Annotated in this window: 22 protein-coding genes and 1 tRNA gene; 13 read left to right on the plus strand and 10 right to left on the minus strand. The window is 62.7% G+C overall.

The features are described 5' to 3' along the window. Positions 1 to 643 precede the first annotated feature (643 nt). Positions 644 to 1,960, plus strand: coding sequence for a sulfatase-like hydrolase/transferase (locus ACR9Y2_RS09945; protein WP_435041010.1), 1,317 nt, complete (start codon positions 644 to 646; stop codon positions 1,958 to 1,960). Between the two features lie 3 nt (positions 1,961 to 1,963). Here the strand turns inward: ACR9Y2_RS09945 and ACR9Y2_RS09950 are convergent, their stop codons facing one another. Next, entirely contained in the window at positions 1,964 to 3,394 is a 1,431-nt protein-coding gene (locus ACR9Y2_RS09950) for an amidohydrolase (RefSeq protein ID WP_435041011.1), read from the minus strand. 36 nt (positions 3,395 to 3,430) lie between these two features. On the opposite strand from ACR9Y2_RS09950, the gene ACR9Y2_RS09955 reads away from it, so the two are divergent. From ACR9Y2_RS09955 to ACR9Y2_RS09975, 5 genes are all read left to right on the plus strand, one after another. Next, entirely contained in the window at positions 3,431 to 4,963 is a 1,533-nt protein-coding gene (locus ACR9Y2_RS09955) for a Ppx/GppA phosphatase family protein (RefSeq protein ID WP_435041012.1), read from the plus strand. A 7-nt stretch (positions 4,964 to 4,970) separates the two neighbouring features. After that, the gene (locus tag ACR9Y2_RS09960) at positions 4,971 to 5,885 is read left to right on the plus strand and encodes a CHAD domain-containing protein (RefSeq protein ID WP_435041013.1); all 915 of its coding nucleotides are present in this window, start codon (positions 4,971 to 4,973) and stop codon (positions 5,883 to 5,885) included. A 72-nt stretch (positions 5,886 to 5,957) separates the two neighbouring features. After that, a complete protein-coding gene (locus ACR9Y2_RS09965; protein ID WP_435041014.1) occupies positions 5,958 to 7,640 on the plus strand; it encodes an IPT/TIG domain-containing protein in 1,683 nt (560 codons plus the stop codon). 83 nt (positions 7,641 to 7,723) lie between these two features. After that, positions 7,724 to 8,722, plus strand: coding sequence for a methyltransferase (locus ACR9Y2_RS09970; RefSeq protein WP_435041015.1), 999 nt, complete (start codon positions 7,724 to 7,726; stop codon positions 8,720 to 8,722). A gap of 48 nt (positions 8,723 to 8,770) precedes the next feature. Then, entirely contained in the window at positions 8,771 to 10,399 is a 1,629-nt protein-coding gene (locus ACR9Y2_RS09975) for an L-lactate permease (protein ID WP_435041016.1), read from the plus strand. A gap of 61 nt (positions 10,400 to 10,460) precedes the next feature. Here the strand turns inward: ACR9Y2_RS09975 and ACR9Y2_RS09980 are convergent, their stop codons facing one another. Next, positions 10,461 to 11,060, minus strand: coding sequence for a Spy/CpxP family protein refolding chaperone (locus tag ACR9Y2_RS09980; protein ID WP_435041017.1), 600 nt, complete (start codon positions 11,058 to 11,060; stop codon positions 10,461 to 10,463). A 180-nt stretch (positions 11,061 to 11,240) separates the two neighbouring features. Between ACR9Y2_RS09980 and ACR9Y2_RS09985 the strand changes: the two genes are divergently transcribed. From ACR9Y2_RS09985 to ACR9Y2_RS09995, 3 genes are all read left to right on the plus strand, one after another. Beyond that, positions 11,241 to 11,543, plus strand: coding sequence for a PilZ domain-containing protein (locus tag ACR9Y2_RS09985; protein WP_435041018.1), 303 nt, complete (start codon positions 11,241 to 11,243; stop codon positions 11,541 to 11,543). Positions 11,544 to 11,576: 33 nt separating this feature from the next. Continuing rightward, entirely contained in the window at positions 11,577 to 11,882 is a 306-nt protein-coding gene (locus ACR9Y2_RS09990) for a hypothetical protein (protein WP_435041020.1), read from the plus strand. A 126-nt stretch (positions 11,883 to 12,008) separates the two neighbouring features. After that, the gene (locus ACR9Y2_RS09995; protein ID WP_435041021.1) at positions 12,009 to 13,454 is read left to right on the plus strand and encodes an AAA family ATPase; all 1,446 of its coding nucleotides are present in this window, start codon (positions 12,009 to 12,011) and stop codon (positions 13,452 to 13,454) included. A gap of 6 nt (positions 13,455 to 13,460) precedes the next feature. Here the strand turns inward: ACR9Y2_RS09995 and ACR9Y2_RS10000 are convergent, their stop codons facing one another. After that, complete coding sequence (locus tag ACR9Y2_RS10000; protein ID WP_435041022.1) at positions 13,461 to 14,468, minus strand: SMP-30/gluconolactonase/LRE family protein; 1,008 nt, start codon at positions 14,466 to 14,468, stop codon at positions 13,461 to 13,463. A 276-nt stretch (positions 14,469 to 14,744) separates the two neighbouring features. Here ACR9Y2_RS10000 and ACR9Y2_RS10005 point away from each other — a divergent pair, with 276 nt between their 5' ends. After that, positions 14,745 to 15,095 carry an RNA recognition motif domain-containing protein gene (locus tag ACR9Y2_RS10005; RefSeq protein ID WP_435041024.1) on the plus strand — a complete coding sequence of 117 codons (351 nt, stop codon included), beginning with the start codon at positions 14,745 to 14,747 and terminating at the stop codon, positions 15,093 to 15,095. A gap of 139 nt (positions 15,096 to 15,234) precedes the next feature. On the opposite strand, the gene ACR9Y2_RS10010 is transcribed toward ACR9Y2_RS10005, so the two are convergent. Beyond that, positions 15,235 to 15,969, minus strand: a complete 735-nt coding sequence (locus ACR9Y2_RS10010; RefSeq protein ID WP_435041025.1) for a hypothetical protein — start codon at positions 15,967 to 15,969, stop codon at positions 15,235 to 15,237. A gap of 146 nt (positions 15,970 to 16,115) precedes the next feature. Between ACR9Y2_RS10010 and ACR9Y2_RS10015 the strand changes: the two genes are divergently transcribed. Next, on the plus strand, positions 16,116 to 16,475 hold the full coding sequence (locus tag ACR9Y2_RS10015; RefSeq protein WP_435041026.1) for a thioesterase family protein: 360 nt from the start codon (positions 16,116 to 16,118) through the stop codon (positions 16,473 to 16,475). 4 nt (positions 16,476 to 16,479) lie between these two features. Next, positions 16,480 to 18,054: a M28 family peptidase gene (locus ACR9Y2_RS10020; protein WP_435041027.1), complete on the plus strand. Its 1,575-nt coding sequence runs from the start codon at positions 16,480 to 16,482 to the stop codon at positions 18,052 to 18,054. A 6-nt stretch (positions 18,055 to 18,060) separates the two neighbouring features. Here ACR9Y2_RS10020 and ACR9Y2_RS10025 read toward each other — a convergent pair whose 3' ends face one another. Continuing rightward, positions 18,061 to 19,374 carry a cytochrome P450 gene (locus ACR9Y2_RS10025; RefSeq protein ID WP_435041028.1) on the minus strand — a complete coding sequence of 438 codons (1,314 nt, stop codon included), beginning with the start codon at positions 19,372 to 19,374 and terminating at the stop codon, positions 18,061 to 18,063. A 58-nt stretch (positions 19,375 to 19,432) separates the two neighbouring features. Here ACR9Y2_RS10025 and ACR9Y2_RS10030 point away from each other — a divergent pair, with 58 nt between their 5' ends. After that, entirely contained in the window at positions 19,433 to 19,726 is a 294-nt protein-coding gene (locus ACR9Y2_RS10030) for a putative signal transducing protein (RefSeq protein ID WP_435041029.1), read from the plus strand. On the opposite strand, the gene ACR9Y2_RS10035 is transcribed toward ACR9Y2_RS10030, so the two are convergent. The 5 genes from ACR9Y2_RS10035 to ACR9Y2_RS10055 form a co-directional block, all read right to left on the minus strand. Then, complete coding sequence (locus tag ACR9Y2_RS10035; protein WP_435041030.1) at positions 19,718 to 20,140, minus strand: DUF2238 domain-containing protein; 423 nt, start codon at positions 20,138 to 20,140, stop codon at positions 19,718 to 19,720. The genes ACR9Y2_RS10030 and ACR9Y2_RS10035 overlap by 9 nt on opposite strands. Before the next feature lie 338 nt (positions 20,141 to 20,478). Beyond that, positions 20,479 to 21,081, minus strand: coding sequence for an NYN domain-containing protein (locus tag ACR9Y2_RS10040; RefSeq protein WP_435041031.1), 603 nt, complete (start codon positions 21,079 to 21,081; stop codon positions 20,479 to 20,481). 164 nt (positions 21,082 to 21,245) lie between these two features. Beyond that, positions 21,246 to 21,322 (minus strand) — tRNA-Arg (locus ACR9Y2_RS10045). A gap of 65 nt (positions 21,323 to 21,387) precedes the next feature. Beyond that, positions 21,388 to 22,548 (minus strand): class I SAM-dependent rRNA methyltransferase, encoded by a 1,161-nt coding sequence (locus tag ACR9Y2_RS10050; protein ID WP_435041033.1) that lies wholly within the window; start codon positions 22,546 to 22,548, stop codon positions 21,388 to 21,390. Next, the gene (locus tag ACR9Y2_RS10055; RefSeq protein ID WP_435041034.1) at positions 22,545 to 23,393 is read right to left on the minus strand and encodes a zinc metalloprotease HtpX; all 849 of its coding nucleotides are present in this window, start codon (positions 23,391 to 23,393) and stop codon (positions 22,545 to 22,547) included. The genes ACR9Y2_RS10050 and ACR9Y2_RS10055 overlap by 4 nt, the downstream gene beginning before the upstream one ends. Positions 23,394 to 23,413 lie beyond the last annotated feature (20 nt).

Raw genomic sequence — 23,413 nt, forward strand, 5'->3', positions numbered from 1 at the left:
TCCATCGCGGCCCGGGTGGCACCGTCCGCCCGGGCCGCGATGGCGTTTAGCCTGCTCCTCGAGTATCCTCAATTGCCATGGCAAGACTCGTGGTGGTACTGGCGTGCAGCTTACCCTTTCTGTTCATCCCCACTGCAACCCTCTGCGCTGAAAAAGCGGTGCGTCCACGTCTGCCTGGTTCTGCCCGACAACATATCAGCACGGCTGGCATCTACTGCAAGATGGCAATTACCAGCCAGGCGCAGGCCGGCCGGTTGATGGACGCACTGGCAAAGCGGGGCTGGCCCGTGCGAACCGAGTCTGCTGAACGCGGTCACGGCCTGCGCCAAGTGCTTGTCGGGCCCCTGGATACCGAGTCTCTGGACCAACTCCGCTTGCGATCCAGCAGCGCGGGCTTCCCCCCTCCCTCTTGCCGTGTTCGCCGTTGAGGTCAAACCCAGGCGATCGCTGTCGCGGACGCCCGGCAGGTCTCCAGGCAGTGTTCCTCTCCAGTCGGCCTTCCGCTCGATATGATCTCATTGGACGCGGACACATACAGCCGCCATGGAGGATCAGGCCAGTGGTACAGCGACGGGATTTCCTGAGAAGCATGGGCGCCGGATTTGCGATAAACGCTGCCCCTCCAACGGCTCGACTGAATGTGGTGCAAATCCTAATCGACGATATGGGCTATGGTGACCTGGGCTGCTTCGGAGGCCCCGTCCCCACACCCAACATCGACCGCCTCGCTTCAAAAGGTGTGCGCTTTACCAAGGCCTGCGTCGCTTCCCCGGTCTGTTCTCCCTCCCGGGTAGGCATTACCACTGGACAGTTCCCCGCGCGCCAGGGCATTCACTCCTACCTCGACACCCGGCAGAAGCAGCGGGAACTCGGCCAGAGAAACTTCCTGGACGCCAAGGCCCCCTGCGTTGCCCGTGCTTTCCAGCAGGCCGGATATGCCACCGGCCACTTCGGCAAATGGCACATGGGTGGCGGACGCGATGTCGGTGACGCGCCCCTGCCCACGGAGTATGGCTTCGACGAATCCTACACCTCGTTCGAAGGGCTTGGCGACCGGGTGCTGCCGCCCGGCAAGCTCTCTGAGTTGAACGAAAAGCTGGGCCGCGGCAGGATCGCGCACGCGCCGCAGAGCGAACTGACCGGGATCTACGTCGACCGCTCCATCGATTTCGTCCAGCGCAGCGTGGCCGCCCGCAAGCCGTTCTACCTGCATCTCTGGCCAAACGAGGTGCACGACCCGTTCGAGCCGAAGCCGGAACTGCTGAAGAAATACGCGCGCTTCGCCGCGAACAAGTACGTCCAGCAGTACTTTGCCATGCTCGATAACCTCGATCAGCAGGTAGGCCGCCTGGTCAACAAGATTGAGCAGATGGGACAGGCGGGCAACACTCTATTCGTCGTCCTGAGCGACAACGGGCCCACAGCGTGGCCCTACTACTACAAGGAGCAACTCGACCCCCCGGGCAGCACCTCCGGACTGCGGGGTCGCAAGTGGAGCCTCTATGAAGGCGGCATCCGCACGCCCCTCATTGTCCGTTGGGACAACCGCATCCCGGCGGGCAAAACCGACTCAACGACCGTCGCCAGCTCCATCGACCTGTTCCCTACCTGCTGCGCACTGGCCGGCGTCGCTCCTCCCGCGAATGCGCAATTCGATGGTGTGAACCTCAGCCAGGCGTTCCTGGGACAACCAATGGACCGCCACAAGGATCTGCTGTTCGACTATGGCCGCTCCCCGTCGATGATCCGCCCGGGTCTGCCACGCGATCAAAGCCCCAACCTGGCGATCAGGAGCGGACCGTGGAAGCTTCTCGTCAACGGCGACGGCTCAAGCCTGGAGCTATACGATTTCCGACAGTCCGATAAAGAGGACTCAAACGTCGCAGCCGCGAATCCTGCGGTCGCCCGGCAGCTTTCCGAAAAACTGTTCGCCTGGCGCCAGTCGCTGCCATCTGTTTAGGGACTACGGCCGCCCCGGCAGCGCCGGCTGCTTCCCTTCAGGGATCAGCGAATGGTATTGCTGCCCGGCCATCTTCTGGTCAAATGCGGCCCGCGCCGCCTTCACCAGTTCCGGACTGTGGAACAGGTCCGCTGCGCTCAACGCCAACGCTTTTGCCGCCACCATCATGCCCTTGCGCCCGATCTCCGTTCCCGCGCAGGCCGTCGACTGCCACGAGTGCAGCGGCGTGCCCGGCGGAAAGGTGCCCGCCCGCATGTGGCCCACCGGCACCACCCAGCTCACGTCGCCCACATCGGTGGAAACCGAACTTACCGTTGTTTGAGGCGGCAGGATCTTCGAGATCGTGTCCAGTGGCGGCAGATTCGGATTGTTCAGCGACTGCCGGATCTTCTCCGCGAACGCCGTCTCTTCCGGTGTATAGGTGAACCCACCGGTCAGGCGCAGGTTCTTATCCAGCAGGTCGCGCAGCACCGGGTTTGTCACGAAATTTGCATAAGCGGAGGCGATCTCGATCTCCACCCGTGTACCGCTGGCCAGCGCCCCGGCCTCGGCACAGTTCTTCACCCGCGCCCAGATCCCGTCCAGCGTCTTCAAGTCAGGATGACGCACAATCATCGACAGCTCCGCGAAGTCCGGCACAATGTTTGCAGCCGCCCCGCCACTGGTGATGATGTAGTGCATCCGCGATTCCTGCGGGATGTGCTCGCGCAGCATGTTCACCGCATGCGTCATCAGTTCCAACCCGTCCAGCGCCGACCGGCCAGCCTCCGGAGCTCCGGCCGCATGCGACGCCTTCCCATAGAACCGCACCTTCGCACTGATGTTCGCCAGGTGCGAGTTGTCGTCCGCCTGGTGAGTGTCGCCGGGATGCCACGCCAGAACCACATCCGCGTCCTTGAAAGCGCCCGCGCGAATCATGTACACCTTACCCGCGCCGCCTTCTTCATTCGGCGTGCCGTAGAACCGGATCGTGCCCGGCAGCTTCGCCTCCACCAGATGCTCTTTCACGCTGACCACCGCCAGCGCCGACGCCGTGCCGAACAGGTTATGGCCGCAGCCATGCCCGGGACCGCCAGACACCCTCGGACTGCGTGCAGGTTCCGCATCCTGCGATAAGCCAGGCAACGCATCGTACTCCCCGATGATCCCGATCACTGGTCTGCCGCTGCCCCACTCCGCGACAAACGCCGTCGGCTGCCCGCCGATATTCTCCTCGATCCGGAAGCCCGCCGAACGCAGTTGCTCCTTGAGCAGGGCCGAACTCTTGAACTCCGACCAGCCCAACTCCGGGTTCTCCCAGATCTGCCGCGACATCGCCTTATATGGATCCGATCGCGCCTCCACCTGCTGCAGCAGTTTCTGGGTGTCAGGCGTCTGGGCGGAACTGAGCGCGGCCAGCGCGAACAGTCCCAGGATAGTGGTCCGTTGGGTCATAATCGAAGTCTCGCGGGAACTCATTCATTTTGCACCATGCCACGCTATGCGGCGATAGACATCGGCAGTAACTCGGTCCGCATGATGGCGGCTGAAACGGAACGGGGCGGACCCCTCAAGGTGCTGGCCGAAGATCGCCAGGTGACTCGCCTGGGCGAAAGCGTCTTCCGCACCGGCAGCATTGATCCCGCCGCCCTGGAGTATCTCTGCGGCATCCTCGCGCGCATGGTGGCCGCTTACCGCCCCCTGGGCGTCCTGGCGGTCCGCGCCGTCGCCACCGCCGCCGTCCGCGACGCCTCCAATGGAGAGGAGTTTGTACAGCGTGTCAGCGGAATCCTCGGCCAGCCTGTCGAAGTGATCTCAGGCCAGGAAGAGGCGCGTCTCATTCATCTGGGTGTCGAAACCCGCTGGCCCCATCCCGATGAACGCATTCTCATTGTCGACATCGGGGGCGGCAGCGCCGAAATCATCGAAGCCGAACACGGACTCATGAAGGCCGCCTTCTCCCGCCCCCTCGGCGCCGTCCGCCTCCATTCCGTCTTCCTCCAAAGCGATCCACCGCTGCCCGAAGATCTCCGCCGCATGGGCGAGTTCATTGAGGAGAAGCTCGCCATAGTCTCGCGCCGCATCGAAAAAGGCGGCTTCGCGCGGGCCATCGGAACTTCTGCCTCCGCTTCCGCCATCGTGTGTGCCGCCAATCGGATCCCCCGCGCCCGCCGTCCTGAAGCCGACCGCCGCCGCGCCAGCCTCGTCCAGATCCGCCGCCTTTACAAATCGCTGGCCACCATGAAACTGGACGAGCGCCGCAAGGTCGTTGGGATCGGCCCGCGCCGCGCTGAAATCATCCTGCCCGGCGCTGCCGTCCTCGCCGCCGTGATGGAGCACTTCCAGATTTCGCAACTGGCCTACTGCTCCGCCGGGGTCCGCGACGGCATCCTGCGCGATCTCGCCGAACGCGGAGTCGGCCGCGAACGCACCCGCCTCGACAATGAGCAACGGCTCCAGGTGGAGCAGTTCGCCCGCCGCTTCGGAGTGGATCTCCGCCACGCCCGCCGCGTCTGCATCTTCGCCCGCGAGCTTTTCCAGGCGCTGGAACCCTGGCATCGCCTTTCCCCCGAGCAATGCCGCCTGCTCGAGGCCTCCGCCTATCTCCGCGACGTCGGCCATGCCATCAACGACATGAGCCACCATAAGCACTCGCAGTACATCGTGGCCAATTCCGACATCGCCGGTTTTACCGACCAGGAACGCATCGAGGTCGCCATGCTCTGCCGCTATCACCGCAAGGCCATGCCCGGCACCCGGCACGCCGACTTCCTGCAACTGCCGCCCGAACGCCAGCGCGTCGTATTTTTACTCGCCCCCCTGCTGCGCATCGCTGACGCCCTCGACCGCAGCCGCGATCAGCGCGTTGCCGGCATCCAGTGCGAGCTCCGCGCTGGTGCGTTCTGTCTCACAATAGAAGCAAGCGAGGACACCGGCCTGGAACAATGGGCGGTCGAACGCGCCGCCGCGCAGTTCCGCCAGGTCTACCAGAAGCCACTCACCGTGACCTCCGCTCGATTGTGAGCTCGACATGACATCGGCTGAACACGCCCGCGATACCCTCCGCCAATCGATTGAGAAACTCGAGGCGCAAGTCGCGGTCACCCTCAAGGACACAGGCGAAGATCCAATCCACGACCTGCGTGTCTCCATCCGCCGCGTTTCCCAGGCCCTGCGGACCTTTGGACCCCTGCTGCCCGGCAAATCGGCGAAGAACATGCGCAAGGCGCTGAAGCCCGCGCTGGATGCCGCCGCCATCGCCCGCGATCACGATGTCTGCGAAGCGCTCCTGCTGAAATGCGGTCTCCCCGCGGAACATCCCTTGCTCGCCGGCATGAAGGCGGAACGGGCCAGCGCCGCCTTGGCGCTCCTCGGGCAGATGTATCTGCTGCTCTCCACCGGCGCACCGGTCTCCTGGCATCAGCGCATCGCCGTCATCGCCGGGCCGGAAGATGACGCTGCCCTGCAGGCGCGCGAGGCGCTGCCGCCATTGGCTTCCGATTTCTTTGAATCCGGCCGCAAGGTGGCTCTACAATCCGGCTCCGCAAAGAAGCTGCACGCCTTCCGCCTCTCGGCCAAACGCTTTCGCTACACCCTCGAGCTCTTCCGTCCCTTCTACGGGCCCGTCTTCCTACAGCGCCTGGAACGGGTCCGCCTGATCCAGTCGCTGCTCGGCAAACGGCAGGATTGCGCAGTCGCCGCCGACCGGCTCAGGCCGCTCTCCGCCTCAGATCCGCAAGTCCTGCCGGCCCTGGCGGAAGTGGACGCCCGTGCCCAGAAGCTCGAGGCGGAATTCCGGGAATACTGGCAGATCACCTTCGATGCGCAAGGCCAGTGCATCCTCTGGCTTCGCTACTTTGCCCGCCGTCCCGCCGCTCCGCATCCAGTTGAGCCCCAGCCGCCCGCCTCAACGAAGAAGCAGCCATCCCGCCCTCCGGCCCAGTAGATCCACATCCCCCGGCATCCCACCGCCGGCAATAGATTGGGCGTATTATTGAGATGTCAAACGGAGTAAACGGTGCGAAATTCCATTAAATTCCTTTTCATTCTCGCCATCCTGCCCGCGTCCAATCTATTTGCGCAGTTCGCCAGCCTGAGCACCACGAATGACGGCAGCGTGCTGTATTTCACGACCCCGCTGGTTCGCACTGGCACTGATCAACCCGCCCACGGAAAGACCTTCCGCATTGGAGCGAACGGCCTGGAAGTGGTGGAGATCCGCACGGTCACGCCTACGGCCGAAGGTTCACGGATTACGAACTACTACGACATTGAACGGGTGACCGTCTCCGGTGACGGCTCGGTTGTCGCGACCGCGGCCCGCCGCGACTGCAACGCCATGGGGTGTTCCCGCATCCCCAATCAGATGACGAACGCCGTTGGCAGCGGCCCCGCAGTCGAATTCACCGGGGCTGCCACCATGAGTACGAACGGCCGGTATCTGGTGAATTATGTGACCCCGGCACCAGACCGGGCGGATCCGCTCGTTCAACTCGATATGACCACCGGCGAGTCCTGGACGCTCCTTGGAACCGTCCCGACTTCCCCGCATGTGCTGACGACGGCGCGCCTCGTGGCGGACAACGGACTGGTGACGGGACTCATCAACAACCGGGATCTCGCAGTCTGGGAGCGTGGCGAGCCCAGACAGTTGACGTTCGGCAGCGAGGCCATTGAGAACGCCACCATCGATGCCCTGGGCAAGTCCGTCCTGTTTGTCTCTCGCTGGCCGGTTCCCTACGACACCTATCCCCGCTTGCGGCGCGTGGACCTTGTCACCGGGGCACTAGTCACCGTGCACGAGGGGTTCCCCTCCTACTCCCAGCCTCGGCTCTCCAATGATGGCAGCGTGATCACCTTCCAGAGCGAGCGCCAACTCTTCGTCATCCACAGCGACGGTTCGGGCCTGCGCAAGCTGACAGACGAGACTGACGGCATCGACTACTCGAATCTTTCCGGCGATGGCCGCGTGGCCTTCGCAACGACGAATGGAGGGCGGCTCGTGCGCGTCGACGTGGAGACGGCCCAAGTGACGGAGATCCTGGGCCGCACCTTGAGTCCCCGTAGCTGGCTGAACTATCCGTCCCCGGGCTCCGCGCTTCTGATCTCAGGTTCCGCCATGGATCAGCCGGGTCTCACTGTCACCATCGGCGGCCTGAATGCGCCCATCATCGAGGCGATACCAGGCCAGTTGACGGTCCAGGTCCCGTGGGAAGTGCCGGTGGATGTCTCTACAACCGTCAGCATCGTCTCAACCGCGAAGTCGGAGTTCACCGCCGGGCTCGACAAAACAGGAGCGCCGAGACAGTGGATTCCCTACCGCCTGGGTGCGCCTCTGCACGAGAATCGAGACCGGCCCGTCACCCATGACGACCCTGCCCAGCCCAACGAGATCATTCACTTCTTTCTGGCTGGTCTGGGCCCGGTGTCCGTTCCTGTGCGAACAGGTGTGCCGCAACCGGCCGAACCGTCGCCGGTGCTGGCCCGCTCGCTGGCGTGCTATCACGGAGGCTCAATTCCAGGCCCAGCGACAGAACTACTGTACGCTGGACTGGAGCCCGGCGCCTTGGGCGTTTACCGTGTCTCGGTGCGCATGCCGATCGAAGGCGACAAAGGCACACCTTGGCTGATTAATTTGGCCTGCCAGGCGGCCGGCTCCTCAACGATCGATTTGTCCCTGGAGGTCCCCTTCGTAAACTGAAGCGGCTGGGATCCCGCACCATCAAAGGATGGGCCGCTCCGGCGCATGAACTGTGGGATAAGGGGTTGTCCGCGAACCATCCCATGAAACAACCTTCCCCGCTTAAGTTCATGGAAGCCATCAACGGCATCCAAAAGGCTGCCGTGGCTCGTGCCGCCGTTGAACTGGATGTCTTCACGCTGGTAGCCCGGGGCCACGACACGGTCGAATCCCTGGCCACAGCAACTGGCTGCGCGCCCAAAGGCATCCGTGTCCTGATGGACGCACTCACCGTCCTGGAGATGGTGGAAAAACAGAGCGGCGCCTACCGGCTTACGCCAGACTCGACTGTCTACCTGAATCGCGACTCGACGGAGTTCATGGCCGACAGCATCCTCTTCACTCACTCAGATTTCGTTCAGCGGGCCTTCCAGAGTTTTACCGAAGCGGTGCGCATAGGCGGCGCTGCTGTCGATGGGGAAGGCACAATCGGCGCCGGCCACCCCGTTTGGATTCAGTACGCGCGCGGAATGATGGCGCTCGCCCGCCCCCAGGCCCGCACAGTGGTGAATCTCGCGCCCGCCGCGCATCGCATCCTTGACATCGCCACCGGACACGGCCTGTTCGGCATCCTGCTGCTCCAGGCGCATCCCCTGGCCACCTGCGTAGCTGTCGATTGGGAAAACGTTCTGCCGAATGCGTTGGAGAACGCCCGCGCCGCTGGAGTGGACGGCCGGTTCCAGGCCATCGCCGGCAGCGCCTTCGAAGTGGAATTCGGAACTGGCTACGATACGGTCCTGCTGCCCAACTTTCTTCACCACTTCCAACCCGCCGCCTGCCTGCGGTTGTTGCGCCGTGTGGCGGAGTCCATGGTCCCGGGCGGGCGTCTGTTCGCCATCGCGCCCATCCCGAACGAGGACCGCGTCTCCCCCTCGGCGCCAGCCTGGTTCGCCACCATGATGCTGGCCACTACCCCGTCAGGTGATGCCTACACCGAATCCGAGTATGCCGGACTGCTCAGGGAAGCCGGATTCGGCCAGCCGGAACTCCACCCGGTGACTGGATCCGCCCGCAGCGTTTTGGTCTCCGTGAAACCAGGCTGACCAGCCCTCCGCACGCTACATGGGTCGAATGTCATAGAATGGCCTGCCATGTGGCAGCAGCACTATACTCCAGTTGTCGGAAGTCTGGGTCTATCCGCTCTGGTGGCCGCGCTACCTCTCTTCACCCTGCTCTATCTGTTGGGTGTGAAGCGGAAAGCGGCCTGGGTTGCGGGCCTTTGGGGGCTCGCCGCCGCTACCCTTGTCTCTGTGGGCGTTTACCAGATGCCCGCCGGTTTGACGATCAGCGCCATCGCCTACGGAGCCGCCTTCGGACTCTTCCCCATCTGCTGGATCATCTTCTGGGCCATCTTCCTCTACCGCCTCAGCGTCGAAACCGGTCAGTTTGAGGTGGTGAAGGACTCCATCGGCGGCCTGACCCAGGACCGCCGCCTGCAGGCTCTCCTTATCGCTTTCGCCTTCGGAGCGTTCGTTGAGGGCGCTGCCGGCTTCGGAGCCCCCGTCGCCGTGGCTGCCGCCATGCTCACCGGGCTCGGCTTCTCCCCGTTCTACTCGGCCGGCATCTGCCTTCTGGCCAATACCGCCCCCGTCGCCTTCGGTTCCATCGGAATCCCGGTCATCACCCTCGCCGGAATTACAGGGCTGCCCCTGGCCCAGTTGAGCGCTGCCGTCGGACGAATCTGCGCTCCTGTGTCCGTTTTCGTCCCCAGCTACCTGATCATGGTCATGGGCGGCTGGCGTGCCCTTCGCGGAGTCCTCCCCGCCACCATCGCCTGCGGAGTCGCCTTCGCCGGCTCACAGTTTTACGCGTCCAACTACCTGGGCCCGGAGCTCACCGATATTCTCGGCTCGCTGGCCGCCATCGGCTCCTGTATTCTACTCACGCTGATCTGGAAGCCCAAGGATCACTTCGTCTTCGATGGGGCGGAAGCCATGACCAAACTGCCTCCGCGTCACCCGCTCGGCGAGGTCGTCAGGGCCTGGGCGCCCTATGGACTCCTCGTGGTTTGTGTTCTCCTCTGGGGCCGCCCTGAAATCAAAACCTTTCTGAACAGTTTCACCGTCCTCATCGATTGGCCGGGATTGCACAATCAGGTCTTGCAGGCTCCGCCTGTGACCACCAAGGTCCTCCCCTATGCGGCGAAGTACACTTTCAACTGGCTCTCCGCCGCCGGCACCGCCTGCCTTGTCTCCTGCCTGCTCTCCATCCTCGTCCTCCGGCCGCCGGCTGCCAAAGTGCTGCTCGCCTTCCGAACCACCTGCAGCCAGTTGGGCAAGCCGGTCCTCACCGTCGGTTCCGTCCTTGGCCTGGCGTTTCTGATGAATTACTCCGGCGCTACCGGCACCCTGGGCTTGGCTTTCTCCGCCACTGGAGCCGCCTTCCCCTTCTTCAGCGCCCTGCTCGGCTGGCTCGGCGTATTCCTCACAGGCAGCGACACCAGTGCCAACGCCCTGTTCGGCAACCTCCAGGTCGTGACGGCCAACCGGTTGGGCCTGAACCCAATCCTGATGGCGGCGTCCAATTCCAGTGGCGGGGTTATGGGTAAGATGATCAGCCTGCAGAGCATTGCCGTCGCGGCTGCGGCCACCGGCATGCCCCTCTCAGACGAGTCCCGGCTCTTCCGCTTCACCCTCCGCCACAGCATCTTCCTCGCCTCGGTGATCGGGCTGGTTGTCCTCTTCTATGCCTACATCATGCCCGGTTGGGTGCCCAGATAGAAAGAAGGCGGAACCATGTCGGTGATGACATGGTCCCGCCTCTCCTCCATCCCGATAGAGATTACTGCTGATTCGCGGCCGGCGGCGGAGGGCCGTTCGGGCGCATCATCATCCGCCCGCGCGGCCGGGCCATCATTCCTGCCCTGCGGCCCATGCCGCCTTGCCCAGCCATTCCGGCCGGAGGAGCAAGCAACCCCAGCGCTGTCGCCTGTCCGGCAGCTTGCATCAGCTTCTGCGCCTGTTCCAGCGCAGCCATCTTTGTTTTCTGGTCTGGCGTCAGCAGGGCCTGCGCCTTCGCCTGCAGGTCCGTCCGATTGGCCAGCATCGCCTCCGTCAACTTCTTGATATCCACCGTCAGTTGACCGATCAAAGCGGAATCCGGGCTCGCCGATTGGACCGCGTCCCGCAGCTGCTGCCGCTTGTCACGGATCTGCTCCATTGCCGGCCGCTGCGATTCCGCCTGCTGCTTCCGCAAGTCCTTCAATTGCTGGACTTGCGTATCCGTTAAGCCAAGATACTGTTTCAGCGCGTCGGCGTTTCCAGCCGGCTGCATTTGCTGCGGCCGTGGGCCCATTCCGTTACGCCGAAATCCCGGGCCCCCAGGCCCCTGCGCCAGCAGACTGCCCGCCAGCATAAACATCACGACCGTAAGGCGTTTCATAACGTGATTCCCTTCAACCTCTTCCGGGCTTCTTCGCAGCGCCTTCCGCGGCGCCGCAGCTTCCTCACCTCTGATGACGGGAGTCTGCGCAAATGGATTACCCCCCTTGCATTCCGCGCTTGCTTAAACTACCCCTAGAGTGGGGTAATGGTGTTTCACCCAATTAGGGTGTATCAGGCGATGGCAACCAACAATGAGGAACGTCGGCATGTGCGGCATCCGCTGCCTGGGAAGGTGAAACTGCACTGGCGCACCGCGGAGGGCCATTCCTTCCACTCCCCCGCCAAGTGCCTCAACATCTCCCGCGGCGGGCTCCGCCTGGAACTGGAGCGTTCCATCCCCATCGACACCATGGTCAGCATCGAGAGCCCCCAGTTCCGCATCGCTGGTGTAGCGTATGTCAGGCACTGCGTGGCCAAGGGAATCCGCTTCGTCGTTGGCATCGAATTCGGCGGCGGCCTGCAATGGACCGAGCCGGATTAGAGAATTCCCCGGACTTCCAGCCACTAGCACGGTGTGGACGGACTCAATCGCGATGAGCCAGAAGAGATGCTGGCCGCCCATCTAGACCGCCTCGAATCCATCCTTGCCCAGAAGGATAGCGAAGTGCGGCGTCTTAGAACCGAGTTGGACCTCAGGCAGCTCTACGTAAACGAATTGCACGCTGTCCTGAACCGGCAGACACGACAGTTACAGGACCTGGACAAGCGGGTACGGTCGTTGGAGCCCCGCAGCCCAGTCGCACTTCCGCCGGCCTCGGCCGACCTCTCGCCGCCTCCGTCTTCCTGGATCGCCCGCATTCGAATCAAGAAAGCCTTCTAATGGCCGAAATGCTCTATGGGCGGTTCCAATCGCCCAGGTTCCACAATGGCGGAAATCAATCCTACTCCCACTGATCGGTCCGCGAAACCGCACGAGTTGCGGGTTCAGGAACTCACGCGCTGGGCTTTGTCTGAGTCTCCCGAGCAATTCCTGGGTCTTCAGGCGCCGCGCGGCATTCTCCTCTCCGGCCCCCCGGGCTGCGGCAAAACCCGTCTGGTCAGAACCGCCGCCCAGGAATGCGGAGCGCGATTCTTTGCGCATAAATGCGGTCATTTGCTCGACGCGTTTCACCGCGATGGCGTGGCCAGCCTCACCAGGGCCTTCGACGAGGCCCGCGCACATCCACCCAGCATCCTCTATCTCGCTGACATCGAAATGATGGCGCCCCGCGCGACATTCGAACAGGGCCGGCCTGAGCTTCCGCTGGTCGCGCATCTCCTCAAGCAACTCGATTGCACTGAGGCCGGCAGCCGCGTTTTCCTCGTCGCCGCCAGTTCCATGCCCGGTGCCATCGCCCAGGAACTTTGCAGCCGCGGCCGCCTGGATCGGGAAATCGTGGTGCCCGTCCCGGATCGTCTCGCCCGGAAGGAGATCCTCGAGGCCTGCGTCCGAAACCTGCCCATGGACGGCGTTATCGATCTGGAGAATCTCGCACGGATTACTTCGGGCTTCACGGGTGCTGACCTTTCCAGCATCTGCGAAGAAGCTGTCCTCTCGGCCTGCCGCCATCAACGCGAGCAACCTCGCCTGAGAATGGACGACTTTCTCATGGCCCTGCGTGTGGTCGAAGGCTCTGCGCGCGGTGAGGTCTTTCTGGAAACGCCCAATGCCCGCTGGAGCGGTATTGGCGGTCTCGAACCGCAGAAGCAGCGTCTTCGGGAACTGATCGAATGGCCCATCCGGCATGCGGAGGCCTACGTCCGTGCCGGCGTCTCCGGCAGTCGCGGAGTCCTGCTCAGCGGGCCACCGGGTGTGGGCAAGACGCTGCTGGCCCGTGCCGTCGCCAGTGAAAGTGGTGCGGGTTTTCTTGCCATCCATGGCCGGATCTTCCATGCCCAACACGAAGACCCGGCCGGGACCCTGCGCGAGGCCTTCCGCCGCGTGCGGCAGTCCGCACCCTGCATCCTATTTCTCGATCACGTCGAAGACCTGATGCAGTCCTATTTGTCCCAGCACCTGCTGGCCGAAATGAGTGCTCTCGCCGGCTTGCGCGGGGTTATCGTTCTCGGCGCAACCAGCAGCATCGATAAGATCGATCCCGCTCTGCTTGGGCCGGGTTTCTTTGACGAGATCATAGAGATTCCCCTGCCCTCCGAGCAGGAACGACGCTCGATCCTCGATCTGATCCTGGGCAGCCGTGCCCCGAAGGTCCACGCAGACCTCGAATATCTGGCCCGCTCCACACAGGACTTCTCCGGTGAAGACCTGTCTGGGCTTTGTAGCCGGGCATCCCGCCTGGCCCTTTTGCGTGTCCTGAACTCCGGCGTCCCGGGCGAGGCCATGCCGCAACCCTCTGATTTTGAAGCCGGTCTGGACGAGTTGCGCCGTCGCCGTCGACGCCACTTCGTCTGACGCGATCTACCAGCCGGCCCCTTTGGTTGTCGTCTTAACCCGGCAGAGGTACATGTCCGCAGTGATATAAAGTGTGGAGCCGTCGTCTCCCCAGGCGACGTTGGCCGTGGCCTCGCCCGTCTCGATGCGACCCAGGCGCGTCCCGTCCGGAGCGAAAACGTGGATCCCGCCTGGTCCGCTCGCGAACAAGTTGCCGTTCTTGTCCACTTTCATGCCGTCGGGGAGCCCTGGATACTGCGCCACCATCGAGGTGACATCTGCGAAAACCCGGCTGGCCCCCAGCGTCCCATCTCCCTTCACAGGAAACGCCTTCCACAACGCATGGGCTGGATCGCTCTGCGCAACATAAAGTACCTTCTCGTCCGGTGAGAACGCGATCCCGTTCGGCAAAGTCATTTCCTTGGTCAGCAGGGTGACCTTGCCGTTCGACCAACGGAAGACTCCGCAGTAATCCATCTCGCGCCGCGGATCCTCCCCCCGGTTCGGGAGCCCATACGGCGGATCGGTGAAGTACACGTCGCCGTTTGATTTCAGCACGCCATCATTGGGGCTGTTCAGCCGCTTGCCCTCATATCCGTCCACCAGCGTGTTCTTGCCACCGTTCGTGTCCATGCGCGCGACGCGCCGGTCCCCGTGCTCCATGAGGATCAATCGCCCCTGCGAGTCAAGAATTAGCCCGTTACTGCCCGGTTCAGCACCCCATTGGGAGACCCCGGTATAGCCCGCGGGTTTCATGTACAGCTCGATCCCTTTCTCCCTCGTCCATTTCATGATGGAGTTGTTCGGAATGTCAGAGAAGAGCAGGAATCCATGGCGCTTATCCCATACCGGACCCTCGGCCCACTCGAACCCGGAGGCGAGTACCTCGATGGTCGCGTTCGGCGGAATCAGGGCGTCCAGCGCCGGACTCTCGCGGTGGATCTTGCCAATGGTCGGATAGCCGTTGGGCGGCTGGGCGGCGACGAAGCCTGTAGCAAGCACAGTCAGGGTGAAGGGCAGGACAAAGCGTCTCATTGGGGATCATTGTAGTGCTCGCCGAGCCGTCGTGCGCAGGAATCTGTGGCGGACCAATCAGGCGTTATCCCCCCAGATGAATGAAGGCGAATACAGCCACATTGAGCTATCTATAGATTAAGGATATTTAACTTTTAATAGTTGACAAGGTCTGCTATTCTGAATCGGTATTTAGATTGCCTGTGTGAAGGTAGGTTAGAGTCCGACCCGCGTTTGTTCCCGCCTGTCTGAACTCCCCCGAACTAGCCAGCTGTCCGAATACGAAGGAGCGTCTGCTTGAAGAATATTTTTGTAGGTAATTTGAGCTTCAGCTCGAGCGAAGACTCAGTGCGGGGCTTGTTTGAAGCATATGGAACCGTGGACCGCGTCAGCATCATCACGGACCGTGAAACCGGCCGCTCGCGCGGCTTTTCGTTCGTTGAAATGCCCAACGACGACGAAGCCGAGCGCGCGATCAACGCGCTGAACGGCGCTGACTTCGGAGGCCGCAAGCTGAATGTGAATGAAGCTCGTCCTCGTGAGGAGCGCCCCTTCGGTGGTGGCGGTGGCGGCGGTCGTGGTGGCGATCGTGGCGGCGGTGGCGGCGGCGGCGGCTTCGGCGGCCGGCGGCGCGAGCCCCGCTGGTAACTACCAACCCAATTCATTCTTCGGGCCGCCTGCTCAGGCGGCCCGTTGTACGTTTAGGGCTTGCTGTACACCACCGGCAGGCGGTGCACAACGAAATACTAACCAGTCGAATGGGTGGGGGCGAAGCGCGGCGAGCGGCCTAGTTGGCCATGACGTGCAGGTCTTCCCAATGGAATTCGCTGTACTGGATGGCGAGTTCCGCCATCCCCCAGAACCTGGTCTGGCTGTTGATTTCCATGGTCTGCGGTACGGCTACGCCCTCTTTGATGGCGTAGTCACGGGTGAAGTCTACCTTCTTGAGGAAAACTGAAGGACTCTTCACAAAGCGCCCAACCTCGCGCACCGGCAGCGCCGTGTCGGTGTCGATCCAGATCTCACCCTTGAACAGGCCTTCCCGCTTCTTCCGCGGGTTCACTTCGAACACATACGCCTGCCGGCCATCGCGATCCCGGATACCTTTGTACTTGAACTTATAGTTCTCGTTGCTGATCGCGACTTTTGTATTTTCTTTGCCGGAGTTCTCCATCTCGCCGTTGATGAAGCGGACGATGAGCTCCTTCTGTACCGTGCTGTCGCCCTGCCGCTCAGTCGGCTCGTAGATGATCGTGCCTTCCTTGGTCACCCGCCGGCGGGCGTCGAGAGTAGCTGACTTCTGCATCTTGGGCAAACGTCCGGCGAAATGAGCCATCATGCTCACGCCCCGGATCAGGTTGCGGCGGCTGGCCTGCAGGTAGCGGGTGAGTGCTTGCTCGCTCTCGCGTTCCGCCTGGGTATCCGCCAATCCCGAGATGATGAGGGTCTCTGGTCTATCTACCGCTACCTCGGTGGCGGGTGACAGCAGTCCCAAAACTATCAGCGCACAAAGCACGGGCAAATAATCAAATCCTCAATCGTCAGGTACGATCTATCCGTTGGATGCGGTTATTGGGGCGAACGTTACTGGATTCGGGGAATCGGGCCCACTCTGCACCGCGCTACTATAATCTCATGAATGAGATCCCGGTTGGAACCACAGGCCAATTGCCACTGCTGGTGACGCCGGAAGTGGCCATCGACTTCCTCGGCCACGAAGAAGCCCGGGTGCTCTCCACGCCCCACATGATCGCCTACATGGAATGGGCTTCCCGGAACACTATCAAGCACTTACTGGACGAAAACGAAGACAGCGTCGGCACCACCGTGAACATCCGCCACCTGGGCGCCACCCCTGTTGGCATGTCTGTAACATTCACCGCCACCGTCCTCGAAGTCGTCGACCGCCGGATAGTATTCCGCGTCGAAGCTAGGGACGAAAAAGAGCTGGTTGGCGAAGGAACTCACGAGCGCTTCGTCATCAACATTCCCAAATTCATCGCCCGTCTTGCCGCCAAAAGGACATGATCGAATGAAATCCGCCCTCCTGTTGCTGGCCGCTGCTGCGACCTTATCCGCCCAGATCGATCGAGTAGAGGGGGAACGCATCCGTCCCCATGTGAAGTTCCTCTCCAGCGACCTGCTGGAGGGGCGTGGTGTCGGCGCCCGCGGTGGCCAACTGGCCGCCGAGTACATCGCCGCCCAGTTCGCTGCCGCCGGACTCAAGCCCGGGGGCGAAAACGGCACCTACTTCCAGCGCGTACCCCTGCGCAGCGTGGAAGTGGAGCCGGGTGGAATCCTCACCGCCTCGGCCGGAGATAAGTCGATCAGTTTCAAATGGCTGGATGATTTCGTGGCGACCTCCCACACGCAGGAGCCCGCGGGCCAGTTCGACGCCGAAGCCGTCTTTGTCGGCCACGGCATCGTCGCCCCCGAATACCAGTGGGACGACTACAAAGGAGTAGACGTCAAGGGCAAGGTGGTCGTCCTGTTCACCAACGAGCCACCCTCCACCGACGCTAACTTCTTCAAGGGAAAGGCTCTCACCTACTACGGCCGCTGGACCTATAAATATGAAGAAGCCGCCCGTCAGGGCGCCGTCGCGGCCATCATCATTCACACCACCCCCACCGCCAGCTACGGTTGGCAGGTGCTGCGCGCCAACGGCCGGGCCCAGCCCCAGGTCCGTCGCGCGGCCGGGGAGCCCGCCCTCACCCTCGCCGCCTGGGTGACCACCGACGCCGGAGCCCAACTGCTGGGCCTCGCCGGTAAAACTTTCGACGAGATGCTGCAGGCCGCCGATAAACGCGGTTTCAAAGCTATGCCGCTCGGCAAGATGCACGTGGCGGGCAAGTTCAACTTCAAGCTGCAGGACATCGAGACGGTGAACGTCGCCGGCGTCGTTCCGGGCAGCGATCCCAAGTTGTCGTCCGAAGCCGTCCTCTACTCCGCTCACTGGGACCACCTCGGCATCGGCCAGCCCGTCAACGGCGACCCCATCTACAACGGCGCCATCGACAATGCGACCGGTTGCGGCCTGCTCATCGAGATGGCCCGCGCCTGGTCTTCGATGGAGCCTAAACCCTTGCGCAGCGGCTGGTTCGTCGCCGTCGCCGCCGAAGAAAGCGGCCTGCTCGGCTCGCGCTATTTTGCCGACCATCCCATGCTGCCGGCCGCCCAGATCGCCGCCAACCTGAACTTCGACTCCTTCTCCCCGTACGGGCGAGTCAAGGATGCCATCATGACCGGGGCCGATCGCACCTCGTTCTTCCCCCTGGTCCAGTCCATCGCCGAGCGCCATCGCCTCACCATCAAGCCGGACGGCCACCCCGAGTCCGGTGGCTACTACCGCTCCGATCACTACTCCTTCGCCCGTGTCGGCATCCCAGCCTTCTCCATCAACATGGGGGGCGAATACGAAGGCCGCCCGTCGGACTATGCGGCCCAGAAGGCAAAGGAAGAGGGCTCTACTTACCACCAGCCCACCGACGAATACAAAGCTGCGTGGGACTTCAGCGGGATGGAGCAGTTCGCCCGCTTCGGCCTGGCCTTGGGCGTCGAGATCGGAAACTTGGAGAAGATCCCAGCCCGCGTCGACGCCAAATAGCCCGGTCTACCGCCGGTGAATCGATACTTTTATGCCGTGTTTGGGCCGCAGCGTCAGTAAGGGCTGCGGCTCAACGGGCTGTCCGGGATCCAGTTCGAACCGCCAGTGCTGACCGATCGCCGCCAGCACCAGAACCCCCTCCAGCCAGGCGAAGCGTTCACCGATGCAGACGCGCGGTCCGCCGCCAAAGGGGAAGTAGGCGAACTTCGGTTGTGCGGCGCGGGCTTCTCCACGAAACCGGTCGGGATCGAAGCGTTCGGGATCCGCCCACAGCGCCGGGCTGCGATGCGTCACCCAAGGGCTGACGGCGAAGATCGTGCCGGCCGGATACTCGACACCGCGTACGGTATGGGCCGCAATCGCCCGCCGCCCGATGCCCCAGGCCGGAGGATAGAGCCGCATCGATTCCGCGAAAATGCTCTCGGTCACCGGCAATTTGGCGAAGTCGTCGTAACCGGGCAGCCGGCCCTGCAGCACGGAATCGAGCTCCTCATGAAACCGCCGCTCGGCGTCCGGATTCCGGGCCAGCAGGTACCAGGTCCAGTTCAGCGCCATGGCCGTCGTCTCGTGTCCGGCGATGAACAGCGTCAGGGCTTCGTCGCGCAACTCCCTGTCGCTCATGCCGTTGCCGGCTTCGTCGCGCGCGTCCATCAGCATGCTGAGCAGGTCGCCCTGGTCGGCGTGGGCGTCGCGATGTTCACGGATGATGCGGTAGATGACCGAATCGAGCCGGCTGCGCGCCTCACGAAACCGCCGGGCCGCCGGCAGCACTGGGATGCGGATCAGCCACTCGCTCATCGGCAGCATCAGCAGGTTGAACATGTTGAGGATCGACGACATGGCGGCGCCAATCTCAGCCGTCTCCGCCTCGACATTCGCGCTGAACAGCGTGGCCGTGACGATGGAGAGGGTGAGGCGCATCATCTCCTGGTCGAGGTCGACAGCCTGCCCATCGGACCAGCGGCCGCCGGCGTCCCGAGCCTTTTCCGCCATCGTGGCGGCATAACACACCAGCCGGTCACGATAAAACGCGGGTTGGACGAGTTTCCGCTGGCGGGTGTGGTACGGCTCCTCGCTGGTGAGCAGCCCTTCGCCGAGCAGGACGCGCGTCCGCTGCAGCATGCGGCTCTTCACGAAGCGCTGGTTATAGGTGACCAGCACGTCGCGGATGTCGTCGGGGTGGCGCAGCAGGACCACGTTTTGTGGACCGAGCCGGAAGCGGGCCACGTCGCCCTGTTCCGCGGACATGCGGGCGAGAAAGCCCACGGGATCGCGGCGAAAATCGGGGAGCCGGCCGAGGAATGGGAGGGGACGTCGCAAAGGGGAGTCTGCTTCCCATTATCGCCGAACCCGCCGGAACGGCTGCTACGCTGGAGCCATGCCGGATGAAGAATTGGTGGTAGTCCAGAGCTACCAGTGGTACGACGAGGCAAAGCTGGCGGAATCCGTACTCCGGGCGGAAGGTGTGCCGTGCGAGTTGTTCGACGAGCATATGCTGGCGGGCAGGCCCATGCACGTGGCCGCTTCCGGAGGCATGCGCCTGATGGTGCCGGCATCGCGGGCAAAGGAAGCGATGGAGTTGCTGGAGGCATCGACTCTGTCGGACGAAGATCTGGCCGCGCAGGCTGAGGCGGCCGTGCCTTCGGCCGAGGACGCTGACCTTCTACTCTGAGCCCCCGCGCGCCGGTTCCGCCAACCGCACCTGCCAAGCCCGCACCGCACCCGCGACACAGACAACCACCAGCGAGCCAATGAGCGCAGCCGCCATGTCCTCGGCCGCGTCCCAGGAGTCGCCCTGCGCACCAATGAACTCCATGCCGAGATCCGGATCCACGGCCGACGCCACCAGCCACTCGGTGATTTCGTAAAGCGCGCTGGCCGCCAGGATGAACTGCACGCCCAGCGCGTAGAGGACGGCGCCTCGCACGCGAGTCAGGGAGCCGATAGCCTCCAGGGCCGGCCAGGTTAGCATCAACCCGAAGAGCAGATGTACCAGCCGGTCGTAATGGTTTCGCTGGGTGTGAAACCACGGCATCATCCACTCACCCAGAGGAGCGTTGCTGTAGCTGTAGAGCTCCATATTCATGAAGGCACAGGAACAGGAAAAGCAGTATCCACGAGATGTTTGAGAGGGGCAGTCGCTTGTACGCAAGCGCCAGGGCGAGCATTACGACAAAAACCGCGAGGTTCTCCAGCCACCAGTCGGCCAGGATGTGAGAGAGGGCGCCCGTGATCGCCAGCACGAGGGGCAACAGGATACAGAGGGCTCGCAGGACCAATGGCACAGTTGCGATGATAAGACGCCTTGCGAGCAGCCAGCGGCGATTCATCGTGAAGACTCAGGATTTGCGCAATTAGATTGTGGCGACTGCCTGATTGATCGCCGCCGCAAGCAGATGTTTCCCCATGCAAGGGGGCGCACCGCTACAGTGCAGGCCAGGCGACGGTCCGCCTCAGGTCAATATGCGGCAGCAGTTCCTGTGCGAGATTTGAATTGGGGAAATCCACCAGAACTACCTGGAGTCCCGCCTTCCGGGCGTGTTTCATAGCCGGGATGCAGTCGGTATCGCCAGCGACCAGAATCACCCTGTCCACAGTTCGCTCGTCGGACATCGTGGCGATGTCCAGGCCAATCCGCATGTCGACGCCCTTCTGCTCGAAGACGGGTTCAAAGTCGCCGTCGACCAGCGCCCGCGTGGGCTGGTAGGGAATTCGCTTCAGTTTGTAGCCGCGGAACTTCAGGACTCCCCGCCTCACAGCGAGATAATCTTCACACGACAAATCCATTCGCCACCGATCATTGCCAGTCCAACTGGTGAGAGCTCCGGACACAGGTTGGCGGTGTGTGCCCGTGTAGGGAGCGCAGTCGTAATAAAGAACCCTTTGGAGTGTCTCAGCGGCGACATCCAGGCACGCTATCGCCGCCTTCTCAATCAACTCCGGATCGTAAATGAGGCCGGCTTTTCTGGTCCGCACGCGTAGATATCCGCCATCAACCAGAATCGCCGCCTTCAACCGAGCCTGCATAAAGGAAAAGCCCTCCCGGTGATACCGAGAGGGCTGTCGGATACGTGCTCGCCTACGAGCGTGGCGGATACGTTTTCAACTTACTCTTGTAGGGCGGTGTTGTCAAACAAGGGCTGGGTTTGAGGCCGGTAAGAGTTGCGCCGAAAACGGCTGCGAGGAGGGAATGGTGCGCCCGGAGTGATTCGAACACCCGACCTACTGGTTCGTAGCCAGTTGCTCTATCCAGCTGAGCTACGGGCGCACATGCGAACAATCTCCAGTATAAACGCTGCGCCCCTCACGGGCAACATTTGGCGGCGAAAATGCTCACAACACCTCAAAGATCAAACACTTGAGGTACAGCGTCTCTGGCACCGTCAGCAGAATCGGGTGGTCCTGCGCCTGTGCCCGGCGCTCCAGCACCCGTAAGGTCTTGCCCGCATCCAGCGCCGCCTCGGCCACCAGTTGCAGCAGCGTCCCCTCGTTCACATGATGCGAACAGGAACACGTCACCAACACTCCGCCCGGCTGCAACAGCCTCAATGCCTTGAAGTTGATCTCTTTGTACCCGCGCATTGCCGCGTCCATGTTGGTCTTCGACTTCGCGAAGGCTGGCGGATCCAGTACCACGGTGTCGAAATGACGCCGCCCGGCCGCCAGCCCGGCCAGGTAGTCGAACGCATTCGCCTCGCGGAATGTCACGTTCTTCAGCCCGTTGGCGTCCCGGTTGGCCGTCGCCGTTTTCAACGCTTCGGCGCTGGAATCGATGCCCTCTACTGACTCGCAGTTCGGCGCCATATGCAGCGCAAACCCGCCCGTCGAGGTGAAGCAATCCAGCGCCCGGCCGCGCGCCCAATGCGCTGCCGCTACATAGTTCTCCCTTTGGTCCAGATAGACTCCGGTTTTCTGCCCATGCAGCAGATCGGCTTCCAGGGACAGCCCGTTCATCTTGACAGGAACACGCTCCGGCAATTCGCCGGACAATACCTTCGGTACCAGCGGTAGCGACTCCAGTTTGCGTACCGGCACGTCATTGCGAGCCAGGATCCCTTTGGGCTGGACCACCTCTTCCAGGCAACTGGTGAGCACTTCGCTGGCGGTGTCCATGCCCTGGTCCAGCAACTGGACGGACAGGTAGTCGCCATAGCGGTCGACGATCAGGCCGGGCAGCAGGTCGCCTTCGGCGTGCACCAGGCGGTAGCTGTCGCTCTCACGAACTACATGCTGCCTGTGTTTCAGCGCTGCCTGCAGCCGGGCCAGGTAGAACGCGCGATCCACCACTTGATCCTTGCGGGACAGCATACGCAACACGATCTGCGACGTACTGCTGTAATGCGCGACGCCCAGGCACTGCCCGCGCAGGTTCAGCACACGCACGACCTCGCCGGGCTGGGCTTGGCCGCGCTCGGCGACGTCGCTGGAGAAGATCCAGGGATGTCCGGACTCAATCCGGGATTCTGCTTTGCGAGTGACTTTGACGCCGCTCACTGGGCGCGCAACCCTTCCAGCCGCGCAATGCGTTCTTCCGTGGCCGGGTGGGTCGAGAACAGCCGGGCCAGGGTTTGGCCCGTGAACGGTTTGATGATGTACATATGCGACATGGCCGGGGAGACGTCCATGGGGATGCGCTTCGACCAGGTTTCGAGTTTGCCGAGGGCGGAAATCAGGCCGTTCGGCGAACCGGTATACTTCGCGGCCGCCGCATCGGCGCCGTATTCGCGCGAGCGGGAAATCGCCATCTGGATCAAGCCGGCCGCGATGGGCGCCAGCAGCATCATCAGGATGGCCACCAGTGGATTCGGCGCGTCGTCGTCATCGTTGCGCCGGCCGCCGAAGAACATGGCCATATGGGCCGAATAGGTGATTGCCGCGGCCAGGGTGGCGGCAATGGAGCTGATGAGAATGTCGCGGTGGCGCACATGGCCCAGTTCATGGGCGATCACGCCTTCCAGTTCCGTATCGTTCATCAGTTGCAGCAGCCCGGCCGTGACGGCGACAGACGAATGGCTGGGGTTGCGCCCGGTGGCAAAGGCGTTCGGAGCCTGTTCGGGGATCACCCACAGGCGCGGCATGGGCAGGCCCATGCGTTCCGTCAGGCGGCGCACCATCGGTTCCAGCCGCCAGTAAACTTCCTGGTTCTGCGTTTCGCTCACAGCGATGGCTCCACTCGACATCAGCGCCATCTTCTCTGAGAAGAAGTAGGTGAAGAAGTTCATGCCCACCGCCAGGATCAAGCCAATCTGCAAACCGCTCCGTCCGCCCAGCAGTTGGCCGCCCACCAACAGGACGCCGCTCATCAGGCCGAGGAGGAGTGCCGTTTTCAAACCATTCATATAACTCTCGCTTCTATCAT

The sequence above is a fragment of the Paludibaculum fermentans genome (assembly GCF_051172195.1).
Taxonomy (GTDB): domain Bacteria; phylum Acidobacteriota; class Terriglobia; order Bryobacterales; family Bryobacteraceae; genus Paludibaculum; species Paludibaculum fermentans_A.

Coding starts and splice junctions, on each gene's coding strand:
- ACR9Y2_RS09950 (WP_435041011.1), bottom strand. CDS start 3,394: ATGACCCAACGGACCACTATCCTGGGACTGTTCGCGCTGGCCGCGCTC.
- ACR9Y2_RS09955 (WP_435041012.1), top strand. CDS start 3,431: ATGCCACGCTATGCGGCGATAGACATCGGCAGTAACTCGGTCCGCATG.
- ACR9Y2_RS09960 (WP_435041013.1), top strand. CDS start 4,971: ATGACATCGGCTGAACACGCCCGCGATACCCTCCGCCAATCGATTGAG.
- ACR9Y2_RS09970 (WP_435041015.1), top strand. CDS start 7,724: ATGAAACAACCTTCCCCGCTTAAGTTCATGGAAGCCATCAACGGCATC.
- ACR9Y2_RS09975 (WP_435041016.1), top strand. CDS start 8,771: ATGTGGCAGCAGCACTATACTCCAGTTGTCGGAAGTCTGGGTCTATCC.
- ACR9Y2_RS09980 (WP_435041017.1), bottom strand. CDS start 11,060: ATGAAACGCCTTACGGTCGTGATGTTTATGCTGGCGGGCAGTCTGCTG.
- ACR9Y2_RS09985 (WP_435041018.1), top strand. CDS start 11,241: ATGGCAACCAACAATGAGGAACGTCGGCATGTGCGGCATCCGCTGCCT.
- ACR9Y2_RS10000 (WP_435041022.1), bottom strand. CDS start 14,468: ATGAGACGCTTTGTCCTGCCCTTCACCCTGACTGTGCTTGCTACAGGC.
- ACR9Y2_RS10020 (WP_435041027.1), top strand. CDS start 16,480: ATGAAATCCGCCCTCCTGTTGCTGGCCGCTGCTGCGACCTTATCCGCC.
- ACR9Y2_RS10030 (WP_435041029.1), top strand. CDS start 19,433: ATGCCGGATGAAGAATTGGTGGTAGTCCAGAGCTACCAGTGGTACGAC.
- ACR9Y2_RS10035 (WP_435041030.1), bottom strand. CDS start 20,140: ATGAATATGGAGCTCTACAGCTACAGCAACGCTCCTCTGGGTGAGTGG.
- ACR9Y2_RS10040 (WP_435041031.1), bottom strand. CDS start 21,081: ATGCAGGCTCGGTTGAAGGCGGCGATTCTGGTTGATGGCGGATATCTA.
- ACR9Y2_RS10055 (WP_435041034.1), bottom strand. CDS start 23,393: ATGAATGGTTTGAAAACGGCACTCCTCCTCGGCCTGATGAGCGGCGTC.